The following is an 18985-nucleotide window of genomic DNA, read 5'->3' as shown; positions in this document are numbered from 1 at the left end:
TTTTGCACCTAGGTACAGCCGTGACCCCACGACATTGGCGGCAACGACATAGGGAGCTGATCCGATGAAGCATCGCTCGCCCCGCAGATTCCTCGCGGTGGTCGCGGCGGCCACCACCGCCGCCTCGGCCCTGGTCGGCTGTTCCACCGGCGGCTCGTCCTCCACCGAGCACGGTGCCGGTGAGGGACCCGTCCCCGAGCCGACCGCGCCGGTCACCATCTCGTTCGCCTCCTGGGTCGGCGAGCAGCCGGAGATGAAGAAGCTGGTCCAGCAGTTCCAGACCGAGCATCCCAACATCAAGATCGAACTACAGAACGTACCCGCCGAGGAGGCGAACGAGAAGCTGACCGCGCAGGTCGCCGGGGGCAACCCGCCGGACGTGGCCTTCATCGACGCCAGCACCACGGCCAACTTCGCCTCGCGCAAGGCCCTGGTCAACCTCGACAACTACCTGCGCCGCAGCGAGATCGTGAAGGCCGACGCCTACGTGCCGGCGTTCAAGACCTTCACCACCTACGAGGGCAGCATGTACGGGCTGCCCTTCGACGGCGAGTCGACCGCGCTCTTCTACCGGACCGACCTGTTCGCCGCCGCCAACCTGACCGGCCCGCCCACCACATGGGAGCAGTACGAGGCGGCGGCGAAGGCGCTCACCGACCCGGCGAAGCGGACCTACGGCCACGCGATGTTCGCCAGCTCCCCGGAGGCGGCGTACTACTGGTACCCCTGGCTGTGGCAGAACGGCGGCAAGCTGCTCTCCGACGACGGCAAGGAGGTGCTGTTCAACAAGGCCGAGGGGAAGCGGGCCGCCGAGTACTACGTCAACCTGGCGAAGTACGCGCCCAAGGACTACCTCAACTCCAACTCGTACGACGGCCGCCAGGCGTTCGCCAACGGCCAGGTCGGGATGTACGTCGCGGGCTCGTGGTTCGCCGGCACCCTCGCCGACGAGTTCCCGGCGATCGACGGCAAGTGGGCCACGGCGCCGCTGCCGCAGGGCTCGGCCGGCTGCGGCACCACGATCGCCGGTGACGCGCTGGTCATCTTCAGCCAGAGCGAGCAGACCGACGCCGCCTGGAAGTTCGTCGAATTCCTCTCCAAGCCGGAGAACGTCGCCCAGTGGACCTACAAGTCCGAGGACGGCACCACCCTCCCGCCGATCACCAGCCTGCTGGACTCCCCCGACCTGGTGAAGACCAAGCCGGTGCTGGAGGGCTTCGCCGCCGCCATGAAGTGCGGGGTCAGCAACGTGTTCGCCAACCCCGACTGGCCGAAGATCGAGGAAGCCCTCAACGAGCAGCTCGCCAAGGCGATCTACGGCGAGCAGACGGCCGCCCAGGCACTGGACGCGGCCGCGGCGGAGGCCGAAAAGATCATCCGATGAGCGTACGCGGCAAGCTCCGGCGGGCCTGGCGGGAGCGGTCGGCGTACGCCTTCCTGGCCCCCGGACTGATCCTCTTCTCGGTCTTCACCGTCTTCGCGCTCGGCTTCGCGTTCTACCTGACGTTCCGGGAGTGGAACATCCTGGAGCCGGAGAAGCCCTTTGTCGGGCTACAGAACTACCGCGACATGGTGCAGGACGAGGACTTCCGCCGGTCGATCATCAACACCGCCTACTTCACCGGTGCCTCGGTGCCGCTCGGCATGGCCGTCGGGCTGGGCGTCGCCCTGCTGCTCAACCAGCCGATCCGGGGTCGCGGCCTGCTGCGTACCCTCTACTTCCTGCCCAACATCACCCCGTTCGTGGTGGCGGCCATCGTCTGGAAGTGGCTCTACAACGGTGACTTCGGCCCGATCAACTTCTACCTGCTGAAGACCCACCTGATCAGCGAGCCGCTGGTCTGGCTGTCGGACAAGAACCTGGCGATGCCGGCCGTGGTGCTGATGAGCGTCTGGGCCAGCGTCGGCTTCTCGATGGTGGTCTACCTGGCGGCGTTGCAGGCCATCCCGACCCAGCTCTACGAGTCGGCCCGGATCGACGGCGCCGGTCCGTGGGCCCGGTTCCGCTACGTGACGCTGCCGATGCTGGCCCCCTCGACCCTCTTCCTGATGGTGATGGGGATCATCGGCTCGTTCCAGGTGTTCACCCAGATCTACATCATGACCGGCGGCGGCCCGGTCAACCGGACCACCACGATGGTCTATTACATCTACGAGGCCGCCTTCAAGTTCTATGAGATGGGGTACGCCAGCACGCTCGCGTACGGGCTGTTCGTACTCCTGCTGGTCTTCACGGCGATCCAGCTCCGGCTGTACCGGAAGGCGGACCTGTGAGCGACCCGAACCAAGGAGCCGCCGTGACCGCCACCGTGCCGGACCCCCCGGTAGCACCGACCCGCACCTCCGGACCGGCCCGCCGGCCGGTGCTGGGGCGCCGGCTCTGGCTGGCCGTCTGCTATCTCATCCTGGTGCCCGGCGCGATCCTCTTCGTCGCGCCGTTCGCCTGGCTGGTCAGCGCCTCGTTCCAGCACGTCGGCGACATCTTCTCCTGGCCACCGCAGTGGATCCCGAAGGATCCGACCCTCGACGGCTACCGGGGCTTCTTCGGGATCGGCAAGGCCGGCGAGCTGGCCCAGGGCAGCGAGGGCGCCTGGCGCTGGTTCCTGAACAGCGCCTTCGTCGCCACCTCGGTGACGCTGCTGCAACTGTTCTTCAACTCGCTGGCCGCGTACACCTTCGCGAAGCGGAAGTTTCCCGGCCGGGACGCGATTTTCCTGCTCTTCCTGGCCACCATGATGGTGCCGCCGCAGGTGACCCTGATCCCGAACTACCTGGTGCTCAAGCACGTGCCGTTCTTCGGCGGCAACGACGCGCTCGGTGCGGGCGGGCACGGCTGGCTCGACTCGTACTGGGGGCTGATCCTGCCCGGCGCGGTCAGCGCGTTCGGCATCTTCCTGCTCCGCCAGTACATGCTCGCCATCCCCGACGAGTTGCTGGACGCGGCCCGGATCGACGGTGCCGGCGAGTTCCGGGTCTTCTGGCGGGTGGTGCTGCCGCTCTGCGGTCCCGCCCTCGCCGCCACGGCGATCTTTACCTTCACCTATGCCTGGGAGGACTTCCTCTGGCCCCTGATCGTCATCTCCAGCTCGGACAAGTACACCGCTCCGCTGGGTTTGGCCCTGTTCGTGGTGAAGAATCGGACATCCTGGAACCTGCTGATGGCCGGCTCGGTCGTCGCCACCCTTCCCATGATCGTCACCTTCCTGGTGTTCCAACGCCGGTTCATCCAGGGCATATCGATGAGCGGACTAAAGGGATGACCGAAAACGACGGCCGCCCGACCGGCGCGGCCCGGGCGCTGGTCGAGGAACTCCTGAACGACGGCGGCGGGGTGCTCCGGCTCGCGCCCGCCTTCGTCGCCCGTGACCTGGTGCCGCCCGGCCGCCGGCTCGGCCTGGCCGAGGACGCCTACGACCTCGGTGACCGGGGCTTCGTCTGCGAGCGCTGGCTCGGCTCGACCACCCGGGCCGACAACCGGATCGGCCCGCCCGACGAGGGGCTCGGCCACGTCGTCGACCGGGACGGGCGGGCCCGGCTGACGCTGCGCGACGCGGTACGCGCCGACCCGGCCGCCATCATGGGCGCGGCGTACGCGGCGAGCCACCCGCAGGGGCTCGGCCGGCTCGCCAAGCTGCTCGACTACGGCGCGCGGATCCCGTACCACATCCATCCGCCGCAGCGCTTCGCCGAGCTGGTCGGGCGGCGGTCGAAGGACGAGGCCTACTACTTCCCCGCCGGGGTGGAGCCCGGCCCGCACCCGGAGACGTTCTTCGGGGTGCATCCGTGGATCGTCCGGGAACGGGCGTACGAGGTGCTGCTGCCGTACCTGGTCGACTGGGACAGCGACCTGATCCTCCGGCACGCCCGGGCCGACCTCCAGGTCCCCGACGACGGATTCGGCGTGCCGTCCGGGGTGCTGCACGCACCCGGCACCGCGCTGACCGTGGAGCTTCAGGAGGACTCCGACGTCTTCGCCATGTTCCAGGCGCTCAACGCCGGCCGGATCATCTCCAAGGAGCTGCTCTTCAAGGACGTCCGGCCACAGGACCGGCAGGCGCACGGCGAGCGGTTCCCGCTCGGGTTCGTGGAGTGGGAGCTCAACGGTGATCCGTACTTCTACGAGAACAACCACCTGCCGCCGCGCCCGGTCGACCCGGACGGTGCGACGGACGGCGGCCGGGAGTGGTGGATCTTCTACAACACGCCGAAGTTCAGCGGAAAGAAGCTCGTGGTGCCGCCCGGCCGGACCCACCACTGCACGGAGCGCGGGGTGTACTCGATCCTCGTCTGGTCCGGCACCGGACGGTACTGCGGCCACGACGTACGAGGCGGCGACGCCGACCGCGACGAACTGCTCGTCTCGCACGACGTGGCGACCGCACCGCACCCGGTGCAGAACACCGGCGAGCAGGACCTCGTGGTGTTCAAGTTCTTCGGCCCGGACGTCAACGACGCTCCGGTGATCCCCCGGACCACGGCGACCTGACACCGGGGAGCCGCGAGCGGCACCGGCTTCCGATCGGGGGGCTCATCCGGGCGGCGGCACCGGTGCCGGTGTGGCAGTCCCCCATCGCTGCGGCGGCGACCGTCACACCGCTGGCCGTCGCCTTCGTTCCGCATGCCCGGAACCCCGGATGCCGGTCGTGCTGAAGATCCGTATCCGCTGGTAGCCCCGTCGGTAAGGGTGCCCCGAACCGACTCCGGGAACAGTCGAGGCTTGTCAGCCTCATGTGAAATTGCATACTGTAGTCAGCATAACGCATACGGGAAGGCACGCCGCTGCTGCGTCGCCTCGGCGCCGCGCGGACGTCGTACGAGAAGGGAGCAGCCCGTGCGAGTTGCAGTGCTCGGAGCCGGCGCCATCGGCGCGTACGTCGGTGCGTCCCTGTGCCGGGCCGGGGTGGATGTCCAGTTGATCGCCCGCGGCGCACACCTGGCCGCGCTGCGGGCACACGGAGTGCGGGTACTCAGTCCCCGGGGCGACTTCGCCGCGCACCCGCACGCCACCGACGACCCCCGGGAGGTCGGGCCGGTGGACTACGTGTTCCTCGGCCTCAAGGCGCATTCCTACGCCTCGGCGGGGCCACTGCTCGAACCGCTGCTCGGCCCGGAGACCGCCCTCATCGCCGGGCAGAACGGCATCCCGTGGTGGTATTTCCACAAGCTCCCGGGGCCGTACGAGGGCCAGCGGATCGAGGCGGTCGACCCGGGCGGGGCGACCTCGGCGGTGATGGCCCCGGAGCGGGCGATCGGCTGCGTGGTCTACCCGGCCACGGTGATCGAGTCACCCGGGGTGATCCGGCACCTGGAGGGGACCCGGTTCTCCATCGGGGAGCCGGACGGCACTATCTCGCAGCGCTGCCAGCGGTTCAGCGACGCGATGGTGGCCGGCGGACTGAAGTGTCCGGTCGAGCCACGGCTGCGGGATGATATCTGGATCAAGTTGATGGGTAACGTGTCGCTGAACCCGATCAGCGCCCTCACCAGGGCCACCATGGCGGAGATCTGCGAGAGCCCGGGCACCCGCCGGGTGGTCGAGCAGATGATGGCGGAGACGCTCGACATCGCCAGCCGGGTCGGCAGCACGCCGGAGATCTCGATCAGCAAGCGGGTCGAGGGGGCCCGGCGGGTCGGCCACCACAAGACCTCGATGTTGCAGGATCTTGAGGCGGGCAAGGAGATGGAGCTCGACGCCGTCGTCGCCGCCGTCGTGGAGATCGCCGACATCACCGGTGCGCCGGCACCCACGCTGCGCACCATCTACGCCGCGACCGAACTGCTGGCCAAGACCATGGCCCGGCCGGCGCCCACCCCCAGCATGACCGCGGCCTGACCGGTCGCCACCACCACCGGCGTACCGGCGAGGCGTCGGCGCAGGTATTGCACTCGGTCTGCCGACAGAATACTGTATGCAGACTTCCTAGCTGGTCCTTCCGGGCACCGGGATCCGGTGCCGGTCAGCCATCGACGGGACGCACCGGACCTATCGACCCCCGTCCCGGCCGGCGATCTCGCCAATCAACAGGACACCCGACGCCCTGGAGGCTCCCGTGACCCTGATCCGCAAGCCAGGTACCGACTGGGGTGACGTCTTCGCCCGCTGCCGTGAGACCGCGCCGGAGGCCTTCGCCGAGGACCGCGTCCGCAACTACTGGGGCGGCCGGTGGCGTCCGGACGGCGACCCCGTCCCGGCCACCTCGCCGGTCGACGGCAGCTCGATCGCCGGCCCGCCCCGGCTGACCGCGGCCACCGCCACCGAGGCGGTCCGGGCCGCCGCCGACACCCACCGGAGCTGGTCGACCGTGCCGCTGGCCGAGCGCAAGGCCCGGGTCACCGCGACACTCGACGCCCTCGCGGCACACCGCGACCTACTGGCGCTGCTGCTGGTATGGGAGATCGGCAAGCCGTGGCGGTTGGCCACCACCGACGTCGACCGCTGCATCGAGGGCGTCCGCTGGTACGTCGAGGAGATCGACTCCATGCTCGCCGGCCGCTCCCCGCTGCCCGGCCCGATCAGCAACATCTCAAGCTGGAACTACCCGATGAGCGTCATCATGCACTCGGTGCTGGTGCAGGTGCTCGCCGGCAACGCGGTGCTGGCCAAGGCGCCGACCGACGGCGGGGTGAGCTGCCTGACCCTGGCCGTCGCCCTCGCCGCCCGGCACGACCTGCCGATCACCCTGGTCAGCGGCGGCGGTGCCGAACTCTCCCCGGTGCTGGTGGACTCCCCCGAGATCGCCTGCGTCTTCTTCGTCGGCGGCCGCTCCGCCGGCAGCCAGGTCGCCACCGGCCTGCTCAACTCCAGCAAGCGGCACGTGCTGGAGCAGGAGGGGCTGAACTGCTGGGGTGTCTGGGAGTTCAGCGACTGGGACACCCTCGCGGGCAACGTCCGCAAGTCCTTCGAGTACGCCAAGCAGCGCTGCACCGCCTACCCCCGGTACGTCGTACAGCGGTCGCTGTTCGACCAGTTCCTGGCCGCGTACCTGCCGGCGGTCCGGGACGTCCGGTTCGGGCATCCGCTCGCCGTCGAGCCGGGACAGGACGGCTTTCCCGACCTCGACTTCGGTCCGCTGATCAAGGACACCAAGGCCAAGGAGCTGACCGACGCGATCGACGCGGCGATCGCCAAGGGCGGCGTACCGCTCTACCGCGGCTCGCTCGACGACGGACGGTTCCTGCCCGACCAGGACCGGTCGGCGTACCTGGCACCGGTGGCGATCCTGGCCCCGCCGCCCTCCTCCCCGCTGTTCCACGCCGAGCCGTTCGGACCGGTCGACACCATCGTGCTGGTCGACACCGAGGCCGAGCTGCTGGCCGGGATGAACGCCAGCAACGGCGCGCTGGTCGCCTCGCTGGCCTGCGACGACGAGGCGACCGCGCAGCGGCTCGGCGGCGAGTTGCGGGCCTTCAAGGTCGGCATCAACCGGCCCCGGTCCCGGGGCGACCGGCAGGAGGTCTTCGGCGGCCGGGGCGCCTCCTGGCGGGGCGACTTCGTCGGCGGCGCGCTGCTGGTGCACGCGGTGACCGAGGGCCCGCCCGGCGAACGCCGGTACGGCAACTTCCCGACCCACGCCCACTACCCGGAGGTCTGAACCCATGGCCAAGATTCCCTGCATGGAGGCGGTCGTCTCGGTGCTCGCCTCGGAGGGCGTGGACATCGCGTTCGGCTGCCCCGGCGCCGCGATCCTGCCGCTCTACGCGGCGCTGCGGCGCAGCGACATCCGGCACCTGATCGTCCGGCACGAGGAGGGTGCCACCCACATGGCCGACGGCTGGGCCCGGACCAACGGCCGGGTCGGCGTCGCGATCGGCACCTCCGGCCCGGCCGGTACCAACATGATCACCGGCCTCTACACCGCGCAGGCGGACTCCATCCCGATGGTCTGCATCACCGGCCAGGCGCCGACCGCCAAACTGCACCAGGAGGCGTTCCAGGCGGTCGACATCGTCGAGATCGCCAAGCCGGTGACGAAGTGGGCGGTGCAGGTCAAGGAGGCCGCCCAGGCGCCCTGGATCTTCCGGGAGGCGTTCCGGATCGCCCGCTCCGGGCGGCCCGGGCCGGTCCTGATCGACCTGCCGATCGACGTGCAGCGGCAGGAGATCGAATGGGACGCCTCGATCGACGCCCCGCTGCCGGTGCCCCGGGTCGAGCCGCACCTGCCCCGGGTCGAGCGGGCCCTGGACATGCTGCTCGCCGCCGAGCGGCCGCTGATCCTGGCCGGCGGCGGGGTGATCATCGGCGAGGCCACCGACCTGCTCCGCGAGGTCGCCGAGGCGCTGAACATCCCGGTCCAGGTCACCCTGATGGGCAAGGGCGCCATCCCGGAGGACCACGACCTCTTCGCCGGGATGACCGGCATCCAGACCACCCAGCGCTTCGGCAACGCGTCCTTCCTGGAGTCCGACCTGGTGCTCGCGCTCGGCGCCCGGTTCGGCGACCGGCACACCGGCGACCTGGAGACCTACCGGGGCGACCGGAAGTTCATCCACGTCGACATCGAGCCGACCCAGCTCGGCAAGGTGTTCGGCCCCGACCTCGGGATCGTCTCGGACACCGGGGCGTTCCTCGCCGTGCTGCTGGACGCCGTACGGCGCCGGGGTGTGCACCGGGACCGCGGCGAATGGGTCTCGCTGGTCCGCAAGCTGCGCGAGACGCTGCGCCGCCGGGACGACTTCGACGCCGTACCGGTGAAGGCGCCCCGGGTCTTCAAGGAGATCAACGAGTTCTTCGGCCCGGACACCTACTTCGTCACCGCGATCGGGCTCTACCAGATCTGGTCCGGACAGTTCCAGAAGGTCTTCAAGCCCCGGCACTACCAGGTCTGCGGTCAGGCCGGTCCGCTGGGTTGGGAAATCCCGGCGGCGATCGGGGTGAAATCCGCTAAACCCGACGCCGAGGTGGTCGGGGTGGTCGGCGACTACTCGTTCCAGTTCCTGGTCGAGGAACTCGCGGTCGCCGCGCAGTACAACATCCCGTTCGTACTGATCATGTTGAACAACGAGTATCTCGGGCTGATCCGGCAGGCGGAGATCGGCTACGAGATGAACTACGAGGTGGACATCCACTACGACGAGTACGGCACCGACAATGTGAAGGTGATGGAGGCGTACGGCTGCGCCGGCCGCCGGGTGCTGCGCCCCGACGAGATCGCCGACGCGCTCGCCTGGGCCAGCAAGGAGGCCCGGCGGACCAGCCGTCCGGTCCTGGTCGAGGTGATGATCGAACGGGAGGCGAACACCGCGCACGGGCTCTCCATCGCGCAGGTCAACGAATTCGAGCCGGTACCGGAGATCGAGTACCGGGACCCGGTCTCGGGCTGAACCGGCCCCAGGTGGGTCGCGACGGACAGTGCGAAAGGTGAACTCTTTCCACCTGTGCGCGCGGCGCCCGCGCCCCGGCTTCCACCTGCGGCCACGGCGAACCGCGTGGAGAGGTTGACAACGGGTTCGGTGCACCGGAACAGCGGCGGGGTGGGCAGCCGGATCGCCCACCCCGCCGACGCGACCGCGATCGGCGCCACGCACGCGCCGATCGATGCTTTTCCGGTCGCCGGCACGGCGACCGACGATTGCATCTAGACGACTGTATGCTATAGCCAACAACGGAACGCCCGATCGGTTTCTTTCGCAGCCGGAGGTAGTCCATGACCGAATGGGGAGGCTCGGCCTCGCCTGCCGGCGCCAATGGTGGTCGACGACGACTCACCGCGGCCCGCCGCGAGCCACGGGCCGCGCGACAGCCCCTGGAGCGCCCCGCGCCGCTACGCCAGGCGGTCTACGACGTCATCGCGGAGATGATCATCAACCGCGAGCTGCGTCCCGGCGAGCACCTGGTCGAGAACGAGCTCGCGGCCCAGCTCGGCGTCAGCCGGCAGCCGGTACGGGAGGCGCTGCAACGGTTGCAGAGCGAGGGCTGGGTCGATCTGCGCCCGGCGCTCGGCGCGTTCGTGCACGTGCCGACCGAGGAGGAGGCGGACCAACTCCTCGCCACCCGTACCCTGCTGGAGTCCGAGTCGGCCCGGCTGGCCGCCCGGCAGGCCACCCCGGAGCAGGTGGAACGGCTGCGCGAGCTGCAGAACGCCGGCGAGAAGGCGCTGCGCGACGACGACCAGGTGGAACTGGTCGACGCGAACGCGGCCCTGCACGCGTACGTCGTCGAGATGTCCGGCAACAAGGTCCTCGCCGAGCTGATCGCGATGGTCGACCGGCGGGTGCGGTGGTATTACGCCCCGATCGCCCGGTCCCGGGGTCGGGAGGCGTGGGACGAGCACGCGGAGCTGATCGAGGTGATCGCCAGCCGCAACGGCCGGCGGGCCGGTGAGCTGATGCGCCGGCACACCGAGCGGACCCGGGAGAGCTACCACCAGCGCCGCAAGGAGGCCGCCGAGCGGGAAGCCCTGGGCTGACCCGCTCCCCCGCGCACATCCCGCGCCGCATGTCCCGTCAAGCAGGGCGGGACGTGCGGCGTTTCCACGGGTACGGGCGCGCACCGCTTCCGACCGGCGCACCGCGGCTGCGGTACGGTGGCGCTGCGGCTGGGCCTTGGCGGTGCCGCTCAGCCGACCCAGCACGGCCTCTGGGACCTGCCTGGCCGGGGGGATGGGCCCCGGAACGGGCGGCTGCGCGATCAGGGTCTCGGCTACGCCTTGGGCGGTAAGGTCTGCGATCATGACCTTCTCCCGTGCGCGGACCAAGGCGATCACCTATACCTGCGTCTGGGGCGGATCGCTGGTTCTGGGGCTGATATTCACGATTCCTTACGCGCGAGCCCAGTCGTCGGGTATCCCGACGACGGCGAAGGTGGAGGAGTGCCGCCTCGTCGACGGCGCGGCTCCTGGAAACTCTGACCTGGTCTGCACCGGCTCCTGGGCAGTTGATGGTCGACAGCGTTCCGGGGAGGTCACCGGCCTGGGAGTGGTTAACCATGAGGGCAGCACCGTCCGAGCACGCGTGGTCGGTGACACGGCATATGTCGAAACCACGTGGGTCGGCCCGCTGGTTGCGCTCGCCCTGATTGGAGGGGGCCTGGGAATCGTCCTTCACCTGGGTCTCTGGTTCACCTTCCGGAAGCATGAGAGGGAATCGTGAACCAGGAGAAGCGAGGGCTCGGTGTAGTCGATGGGCGTGGATGCCTTGGCGGGTGGGGCATGGGGGGCGCACGGGCGCACCACGAGGGAAAGTCCCCCTCGAATACGGCCCCCGCGGGTGTCCAAGCTCGACCGACGTCCCCTCACAGGCGGATGGATTTCTTGTTCATGAACTCCTCGATGCCGGCCGGGCCGAGTTCCCTGCCCATCCCGGAGCGCTTGATCCCGCCGAACGGCAGGTCGGCCTGCGACCCACCAGCGCTGTTCAGATACACCATGCCGGACTCGATCTGCCCGGCAACCCGGCGCAACCGGTGGGGATCCGTGCCCCATACGCTGGCGCCGAGCCCGAACGGCGAGTCGTTCGCGATCGCGACCGCTTCCTCCTCGGTCTCCGCGCGAAAGACCAGCACGACAGGGCCGAAGATCTCCTCGTAGTAGGCGTCCATCTCGGGGGTCACGTCCGTGAGCACGGTGGCCTCGAGATAGGCGCCGGGCCGGTCGATACGACGCCCACCGGTGCGTAGCGTCGCGCCCTGCCGGACCGCCTTCTCGATCTGACCGGCCACCTCGTCGGCCGCCGCGACCGACGCCAGCGGCGGCAACTTCGTCGCGGGATCGCCGGGGTCGCCTGGCACGAAGGTCTCGGCCACGTGCTTGGTCAGGCGGTCGACGAACTCCTCGTAGATGTCGGCGAGCACGATCATCCGCTTCGGCGAGTTGCACGACTGGCCGCAGTTGCGCATCCGGGCAGTCGCGGTGGCCTTCACCGTCTTGTCCATGTCGTCGGTGTCCAGCAGGATCAGCGGGTCGGAACCGCCCAGCTCCAGGACGACCCTCTTCAGATTCTTCCCGGCCTCGGCGGCGACCGAGATGCCCGCCCGCTCGCTGCCGGTCAGGGAAACTCCCTGGATGCGGGGGTCCGCGAGCATCTGGGGAATCTGCGCGCTGGACGCGAAGATGTTCACATACGCGTCGTCAGGCACCCCGGCGTCGTGCAGGATCCGCTCGATCGCGGCTGCCGACCGAGGGCAGATCGAGGCATGCTTCAGCAGGATCGTGTTGCCGAGGACCAGGTTCGGCGCCGCGAACCTGGCGATCTGGTAGCAGGGGAAGTTCCACGGCATGATGCCGAGCAGCGGCCCGATAGGGTTCTTGGTGATGACGGCCTTGCCGCCCCTGATCTCCAGCGGCTCGTCGGCCAGCAGCGAAGGACCGTTGTCCGCGTAGTACCGGAAGATGTCGACGACAACGCCGACCTCACCGCGGCCCTCGTTGATCCGCTTGCCCATCTCCAACGTCATCGTCGCCGCCAGCTCGTCGGCGCGCTCGGCGAACAGGTCCGCCGCGCGTGACACGATCTCGGCCCGCTCGGCGACCGGCCGACGCCGCCACGACACGTACCCGCGGTGGACGCGATCGATCGCCGCACGGACCTCTCCGTCGGTCGCGTTCTCGATCTCCTCGACCAGTTCACCTGTCGCTGGGTCGGTAACTGTGTACATAGAGATCCAAGCCTCCGTTCTCTAACCAACGCTGCGCCGGGCACTCCGTCATTGGTCTGCGCAGTCGTGTCCGGATCGATCAGGCCGAGTCCGGCGGCGGCCCGTCAGCCGCCCGGCGGATCCGCACGGGCAGTCGGCACCCCGGGCGGATCCGCCGGGCGGCCCGAGCACGATGCGGGGGACGTGTCGCGTACCACGGCGAGCACGCGGTCGCGCATCGACGGGCCGCCCACCCGCACCGCGGGTTTGTCGAAAGCGGCGGCTGGTGTTGCTCAGGATGCGCGGGCCGGCCGAGGCACCCGAGCGGGATGTTCGACGCCCTCCTCGCCGACCCGGGCGGTACCCCGCGGTGCGGCCATCGCTGCGCGCCTTGGGATCCGGGGGAAGCCGGTCGTCCTCACCGCTGCACCGTGATGCCCTTGGGGTTGAGGTGAGCGATGTTGCCGCTCTCGGTTCCGTCGGTGGGGTCGATGACGCAGTCGATGAGCGCCGGCTGGCGTTGTGCCAGGGCCTCGCGCAGCGCGGCGGTGACCTCCGCCGGCGTCGTCGCCCGATAGCCCTTGCCCCCGAATGCGGCGATCATGAGGTCATGCCGGGCCCTGAGGGCGGTCGGTGCCGGGTCCCCGGACGGTGACGCATCGTCACCGCGGTAGACGCCGCTGTTGTTCAGCACGACCGTGACGACGGGCAGGCCGTAGCGGCAGATCGTCTCCAGCTCCATGCCGCTGAACCCGAACGCACTGTCGCCCTCGATGGCGACGACCGGGTCTCCGCTCTCGACCGCGGCGGCGATCGCGTACCCCATGCCGATGCCCATCACGCCCCAGGTGCCGCTGTCCAAGCGGTGTCGCGGCACCCGCATACCGATCGTGTTGCGCGCCAGGTCCAGCGCGTTCGCGCCCTCGTTGACGACATAGGTCTGCGGGTTCTCCCGCAGGACGTCGCGGATGGCCTGCAACGCGCCCAGGAACTTCATCGGGTGTGCGGTTTCGGCGGCCTTGAGGCGCTTGGCCATCTTGCCGACGTTCTCCGCGGAGCGGGCCGAGAGCTCGTCCCGCCACTGGGTCGGGACCGCGATCTGGCCGGGTGTGGTCCGGTCGATCAGGGCCTGCATCACCGAGCCGACGTCACCGACGAGCGGCGCCGCGATGGGTTGGTTGCTGTCCAACTCGGTGCTGGCGATGTCCACCTGGATGAACTTGGCGTCGGAGTTCCACTGCGGTGCGTCGCCGTGTCCGAGCAGCCAGTTCAGGCGCGCACCGACGAGCATCACGACGTCGGCCCGGCGTAGGGCCAGTGACCGGGTGCTGGCCACCGACTGCGGGTGGTCGTCGGGCAGCAGGCCCTTCGCCATCGACATGGGCAGGTAGGGCACACCGGTGAGCTCGACGAACTGGCGGATCTGATCGTCCGCCTGCGCGTACGCGGCGCCCTTGCCGAGCACGACGAGCGGCCGCTGGGCGCTGGCGAGCAGTTCGATCGCGCGGTCCAGGGCCGCGGGTTCGGGTACCTGACGCGGTGCCGGGTCGACGACCCGCCACAGTGACGCCGCGCCCAGATCCGCGTCGATGACCTCGCCGAGGACCGCAGCCGGGATGTCGAGGTAGACCCCTCCCGGCCGTCCGGACACGGCAGTGCGGATCGCGCGGGCCACGCCGCGGCCGATATCTTCCGCCCGGTGTACGCGGTATGCCGCTTTGGCAAACTGTCGAGCCGCCGCCAACTGGTCCATCTCCTCGTAGTCGCCCCGCTGCAGATCGACGAGGTGCCGCTCGCTGGACCCGGAGATCTGCACCATCGGGAAGCAGTTCACGGTGGCGTTGGCCAGGGCTACCAGCCCGTTGAGGAATCCCGGAGCGGAGACCGTGAGGCAGATTCCCGGCTTCTTCGTCAGGAACCCGGCCGCCGCCGCCGCGTGCCCGGCGGCGCTCTCGTGCCGGAAGCCGATGAAGCGGATGCCGGACGCCTGCGCCAGGCGGGCCAGGTCGGTGATCGGGATGCCGACGACGCCGTAGATGGCGTCGACCTCGTTCAGCTTGAGCGCATCGACGACCAGATGGATCCCGTCGGTGAGTTTCTGCGCACCTACGAGGTCGCCAGCGTCTGACTCCCGGAGGGAAGCGATGGTCATGATCAGAGTCCTCCATCATCGTCGTGCGACTTCTGCGTACAATATGTAGTTTTGCTATCGATCGTCGAGGTTGACGTGACCGGCGACGGCGACGACGGGCACTGCGCGCACGGGAAGCGACGTCCTCCCCCTCGCTGTCCCTAGAAGTGCATACCGTATGGGGTAGGCAATAATCGTGGACCATGTAACAGCGAGGTGTCTAGGGGTAGCAGGGACGTTTTCCGGGCAGCCTGGCCCGTACCGGCACCGAACTGGTGGTCGCGGACCGGTCGGCGACGCGCGGTGGCTTTGGTCACTAGGCCGGTTTTTTGTATACCGAAGGCGGTATCCTGGAACCGTCGAACAAGGACCTGTCGCCGGACAGGACGAGCGCGAGGGTTTCTGGTGACGCGGCACCGGGTAGGTCCACACAGGAGCCGGCGTACCGTTACACCATGGTCCGGGCCGCGAGGCGGCGGCCCAGCACGGCCGCCGCGGGAGACCCCCGCCGGTCATCGATCCCGGCGACAGACATAGATCCGGCCGCCACGCGACGAGGCGTGACGGCGGAAGATCCGGCGACCCGGGGTGTGCCCGGCCCCACCAGGCACACCCGGGTGTCCTGCCGGACCACCGTCCCGGACGGTCTCAAGCCGTCCGGTCCGGTGCGCACGGTCCCGGGAAGCGTCGTTTCCCGGGAAGACCGACAAGCAGGAGTGATGTTGTCATGACCACCTGGCGAACGTTCTCACGTTCCCTGACCCGACTCTCCGACCGGCTGTCCCTGCCGACCGGGTTCCCGGCTGACGGTCGCTCCCTCGGGCTCGGCCTGGCGGCCGCGCTGGAGAACCAGCGTCGGGCCGCCCGGCCGAGCGACGAGGAGATCGAGCGCTTCCTCCGTGGCTCCGCCGCGGACGAAGACCTGATCGAGGTCTGACGACCGGTCAGACCGCATCCCGGTCCGCCGTCACGGTGTCGTGGGCACCGGGGGCCTCGGCCCCCGCCCCCTCCGTGGCGGCGGACGGCCGTTGCGACTCGTCCCGCCGGGACTTCGCCAGGCTCGCCACGGTGGTGACCAGCAGCGTACCGACGATGACCCCGAGCGAGACGGCGATCGGCACCGACGGCGCCCAGGAGACCCCGTCGTGGTGCGCCGCCTCCAGCACGAGCTTGACGCCGATGAAGGCCAGGATGAACGCCAGGCCCTTGCTGAGGTACACCAGCCGGTCGAGCAGGCCGCCGAGCAGGAAGTAGAGCTGCCGCAGGCCCATCAGCGCGAACGTGTTCGCGGTGAAGACCAGGTACGGCTCCTGCGTCAGTCCGAAGATCGCCGGGATCGAGTCGAGCGCGAACAGCAGGTCGGTGGTGCCGATGGCGATCATGACGATCAACATCGGGGTCACCAACGTCCGACCGTCCACCCGGACGAACACCGACGCGCCCCGGTACGACTCCGTGGTCGGCAGGATCCGCTTCGCGGTACGGAGGGCGAAGTTCTCGGAGAACTCGTCCTCCTGCTGCGGACCGACCAACTTGATCGCGGTGTAGATCAGGAACGCGCCGAACAGGTAGAAGAGCCAGTCGAACCGGGCGACCGCCTGGGCGCCCGCCGCGATGAAGATGCCCCGCATCAGCAGCGCCAGCACGATGCCGATCAGCAGTACCTTCTGCCGGTAGCGGACCGGCACCGCGAACCGGCTCATGATGATGATGAAGACGAACAGGTTGTCGACGCTGAGCGAGTACTCGGTGAGCCAGCCGGCGAAGAACTGGCCGCCGTAGCTGACCCCGGCCGTGGCCATCACGACGAACCCGAAGGCGACCGCGGCCAGTACGTAGAAGCTCACCCAGGCCACGCACTCCCGGAAGGCCGGCTCGCGCGGATTGCGAGCGACCAGGTAGAAGTCGAAGGCGATCATCGCCAGGAAGCCGACGATCGTCACGGCCCATACCCAGACCGGCAGGTTCACAGCTCTCCCTTCGCTCGGAACAGGGCCGGTCGGCCGTTACCCCGGCCGGCGGCCCGGGCCCGCCTACGACTCTCCCGGGCCTTCCACTGCGCCTCGGCGTGCTGGAGGTAGAAGGCGTACAGCCGGTCGGCCGCCGGGTTACGGTGCCGGACCCGGCGCAGCCAGCCCGGCGCGATCCGCTCGTGCAGCCAACTGAACCCGATCGCGAAGCCGAGACTGACGATCGCCTGGTAGGCGAGGAAGCCGAGCAGGTCGGGCGGCAGCGCCGGCCGGCCGACGACCATCAGGCCGACCAGCATCTCGTGGGCGACCCGGGCGACCGGGAACCCGATGAACCAGTAGAGCGCCGCCGGGGCGAAGACGCCCGGCGAGGCGACGCCGGCGCCCAGCAGCAGGCTGAAGCCGCCGCCGAGCAGTACCAGCGGCAGACCGAGCCCCACGCCGTGGGCCAGGGCCCAGTCGAACGGTTGGCCGGCGAGCAGGGCGAGCCCGACGGCCGCCACCCCGGCGGTCGCCCCGATGCCGGCTCCCGGCAGGGCGAGCTCACCGAGGTGGCGTACTTTGTGGCCGGTCACGGCGTTCCCTCACTCCGCTTGATCATGACAACTCCTCCCGTCACCTCAGTCGATGACCACGCCGAACCGGACCAGGCTGTAGATCAACATGCCGAGGTAGAACACCGCGCCGAACCCGATCACCGCGTTCTGCACGATGCCCGGCCGGATCGGCTTGGGGAGCATCCGGTTGTTGACCAGCAGCAGCACGACGCAGTAAGCGCCCATCGCGAAGGTGGAGAGGAAGGCCAGTACGTCGAGGATCGCGCCGGGGCCGTCCGCCGGACCGAAGTTCAGGATCAGGATGCCGAAGGCGATGACACCCCAGAGGAACCCGGCGTACAGCTTCGACATGCTGAACCGCTTGGCCCCGGGTACGAAGTGGTAGGTCATGTCCGCCTGGCCCCGGGAGAACGAGTCGAAGAGGCCGAGCGTGGCGTTGAGACCGATCAACGCGATGAAGCCGAGGAAGACCCCGTGCAGCACCGGCGCGCCGGCCGAGGCGAACGCGTCGGCCATCGCGGTCAGCGCCGCCTCCCGCTCACCGTCGCGGATCACGTCCCCGACGCCCGGGTTCTCCCGGACGGCGGTCTGGGCCAGCACCGTGAACGAGATGGTGACCAGCATCGTGACACCCCAGAAGAGCAGCAGGGCGTCGAAGGTGACCCAGCGCCGCCAGCCCTTCCACTTCTTCATCTCCTCCGGGCTGTCGGTGTCGAACATGAAGCCGCGGGACGGCATCTCCTCCTGCTCACCCGCGTGCCGCAGGCCACGGATCTTCGGGATGTGCGCGCCCATGCCGGCACCGGAGTCCCGCAGGTGCAGCGTGTACCACATCTGCTGCATCCCGGACGGGCCGGCGAAGGCGATCGCACCGACGATCACCGGGAACCAGGCCGCCGACATCGCCTCGCTGGGCAGGTAGCCGAAGTGGAACATCCCGGCGAGGGTCGAGGTGACGTCGCTCCACTGCCCGACGATCGAGGCGACCACCGAGGTGCCGACCACCAGTACGCCGATCAGGATGCCGAGCAGGCTCTCCAGCAGCGGATAGATCACCTTGGCCAGGCTGAACACCACGCCGACGAGGATCAGCCCGACACAGGCACTGACCGTCCAGGGTATCCCGGTCACCTCCTCGAAGGCGGCGGCGCCGGTGGAGAGGTGTCCGGGCCAGATGTAGACCAGGATCGCCACGCTGAAGAAGAACCACATCAGTGGTTTGAAGACCCGGGCGGCGCCGAAGAAGATGCTCTCCCCGGTGGCCATCGCGTACCGGGCCATCTCCAGCATCACGAACGCCTGGAGCGTGACACCGATCAGGAAGAGCCACCGGATCTCCGGTCCGAAGATCAGGACCAGCCGGGGCCACATGTACGACTCGCCCATGCCCACGCCGAGCGCGACGAGGAACACGGTCGGGCCGAGCAGGTGGATCGAGGGCGGAGCCTTGGGCAGCTCCCGGATCGGCATCGGTTCGAGTTTTCCGGCCCGCCACACCCGTTCCTCGGTGGGCGGGGCCGGCGGGGTACCGCCGCGCTGCTCGGGCAACGCGGCGGTGCCGGCCGCCGGGGTGGTGCTCGTCGGCTGAGTTGGGTAAGGGCTGTTCGAAGCGTCCACGCTGGACCTCCTGGGGACTGTGACGTCGTACGGAGCCGGAGGACGGGCCGGTTCCGACGCTGGTGTCCGTTGACCCTTGGCCGCGGAGCGGGTCGCCGTGTCGCTTAGTGGCCCCTCCAACTGCCTGGTCGGGTGGAAC

General features: G+C 69.3%; 15 protein-coding genes. 10 read left to right on the top strand and 5 right to left on the bottom strand.

Annotated elements, in window-relative coordinates:
• Positions 1-64 precede the first annotated feature (64 nt).
• From AAH979_RS04015 to AAH979_RS03975, 9 genes are all read left to right on the top strand, one after another.
• Entirely contained in the window at positions 65-1384 is a 1320-nt protein-coding gene (locus AAH979_RS04015; RefSeq protein ID WP_346256630.1) for an ABC transporter substrate-binding protein, read from the top strand.
• On the top strand, positions 1381-2274 hold the full coding sequence (locus AAH979_RS04010) for a sugar ABC transporter permease (protein WP_346256629.1): 894 nt from the start codon (positions 1381-1383) through the stop codon (positions 2272-2274). Before AAH979_RS04015 ends, AAH979_RS04010 begins: the two co-directional genes overlap by 4 nt.
• Positions 2275-2297: 23 nt before the next feature.
• Positions 2298-3260, top strand: a complete 963-nt coding sequence (locus tag AAH979_RS04005) for a carbohydrate ABC transporter permease (protein ID WP_346256628.1) — start codon at positions 2298-2300, stop codon at positions 3258-3260.
• A complete protein-coding gene (locus AAH979_RS04000; protein WP_346256627.1) occupies positions 3257-4486 on the top strand; it encodes a hypothetical protein in 1230 nt (409 codons plus the stop codon). Before AAH979_RS04005 ends, AAH979_RS04000 begins: the two co-directional genes overlap by 4 nt.
• A gap of 345 nt (positions 4487-4831) precedes the next feature.
• Positions 4832-5833, top strand: a complete 1002-nt coding sequence (locus AAH979_RS03995) for a 2-dehydropantoate 2-reductase (RefSeq protein ID WP_346256626.1) — start codon at positions 4832-4834, stop codon at positions 5831-5833.
• A 217-nt stretch (positions 5834-6050) separates the two neighbouring features.
• The gene (locus AAH979_RS03990; RefSeq protein WP_346256625.1) at positions 6051-7592 is read left to right on the top strand and encodes an aldehyde dehydrogenase family protein; all 1542 of its coding nucleotides are present in this window, start codon (positions 6051-6053) and stop codon (positions 7590-7592) included.
• Positions 7593-7596: 4 nt separating this feature from the next.
• Positions 7597-9321, top strand: a complete 1725-nt coding sequence (gene gcl, locus AAH979_RS03985) for a glyoxylate carboligase (protein WP_346256624.1) — start codon at positions 7597-7599, stop codon at positions 9319-9321.
• 323 nt (positions 9322-9644) lie between these two features.
• Positions 9645-10406, top strand: coding sequence for a GntR family transcriptional regulator (locus AAH979_RS03980; RefSeq protein WP_346256623.1), 762 nt, complete (start codon positions 9645-9647; stop codon positions 10404-10406).
• Positions 10407-10668: 262 nt separating this feature from the next.
• The gene (locus tag AAH979_RS03975) at positions 10669-11088 is read left to right on the top strand and encodes a hypothetical protein (RefSeq protein ID WP_346256622.1); all 420 of its coding nucleotides are present in this window, start codon (positions 10669-10671) and stop codon (positions 11086-11088) included.
• Positions 11089-11230: 142 nt separating this feature from the next.
• Here AAH979_RS03975 and AAH979_RS03970 read toward each other — a convergent pair whose 3' ends face one another.
• Both AAH979_RS03970 and oxc read right to left on the bottom strand, forming a co-directional pair.
• Complete coding sequence (locus AAH979_RS03970) at positions 11231-12592, bottom strand: NAD-dependent succinate-semialdehyde dehydrogenase (protein WP_346256621.1); 1362 nt, start codon at positions 12590-12592, stop codon at positions 11231-11233.
• A gap of 397 nt (positions 12593-12989) precedes the next feature.
• Entirely contained in the window at positions 12990-14723 is a 1734-nt protein-coding gene (gene oxc, locus AAH979_RS03965) for an oxalyl-CoA decarboxylase (RefSeq protein WP_346256620.1), read from the bottom strand.
• A gap of 706 nt (positions 14724-15429) precedes the next feature.
• Here oxc and AAH979_RS03960 point away from each other — a divergent pair.
• Entirely contained in the window at positions 15430-15639 is a 210-nt protein-coding gene (locus tag AAH979_RS03960) for a hypothetical protein (protein ID WP_346256619.1), read from the top strand.
• A 7-nt stretch (positions 15640-15646) separates the two neighbouring features.
• Here the strand turns inward: AAH979_RS03960 and AAH979_RS03955 are convergent, their stop codons facing one another.
• From AAH979_RS03955 to AAH979_RS03945, 3 genes are read right to left on the bottom strand one after another with little or no spacing between them, the layout of a single operon-like run.
• Positions 15647-16672 (bottom strand): TerC family protein, encoded by a 1026-nt coding sequence (locus AAH979_RS03955; protein ID WP_346256618.1) that lies wholly within the window; start codon positions 16670-16672, stop codon positions 15647-15649.
• Positions 16669-17247 (bottom strand): hypothetical protein, encoded by a 579-nt coding sequence (locus tag AAH979_RS03950; RefSeq protein WP_346256617.1) that lies wholly within the window; start codon positions 17245-17247, stop codon positions 16669-16671. Before AAH979_RS03950 ends, AAH979_RS03955 begins: the two co-directional genes overlap by 4 nt.
• A gap of 45 nt (positions 17248-17292) precedes the next feature.
• Positions 17293-18846, bottom strand: a complete 1554-nt coding sequence (locus AAH979_RS03945; protein WP_346256616.1) for an Nramp family divalent metal transporter — start codon at positions 18844-18846, stop codon at positions 17293-17295.
• Between the last annotated feature and the right edge of the window lie 139 nt (positions 18847-18985).

It is taken from the genome of Plantactinospora sp. ZYX-F-223 (assembly GCF_039649625.1).
GTDB lineage: Bacteria > Actinomycetota > Actinomycetes > Mycobacteriales > Micromonosporaceae > Plantactinospora.
This window is presented reverse-complemented; position numbering and strand designations above follow the sequence as displayed.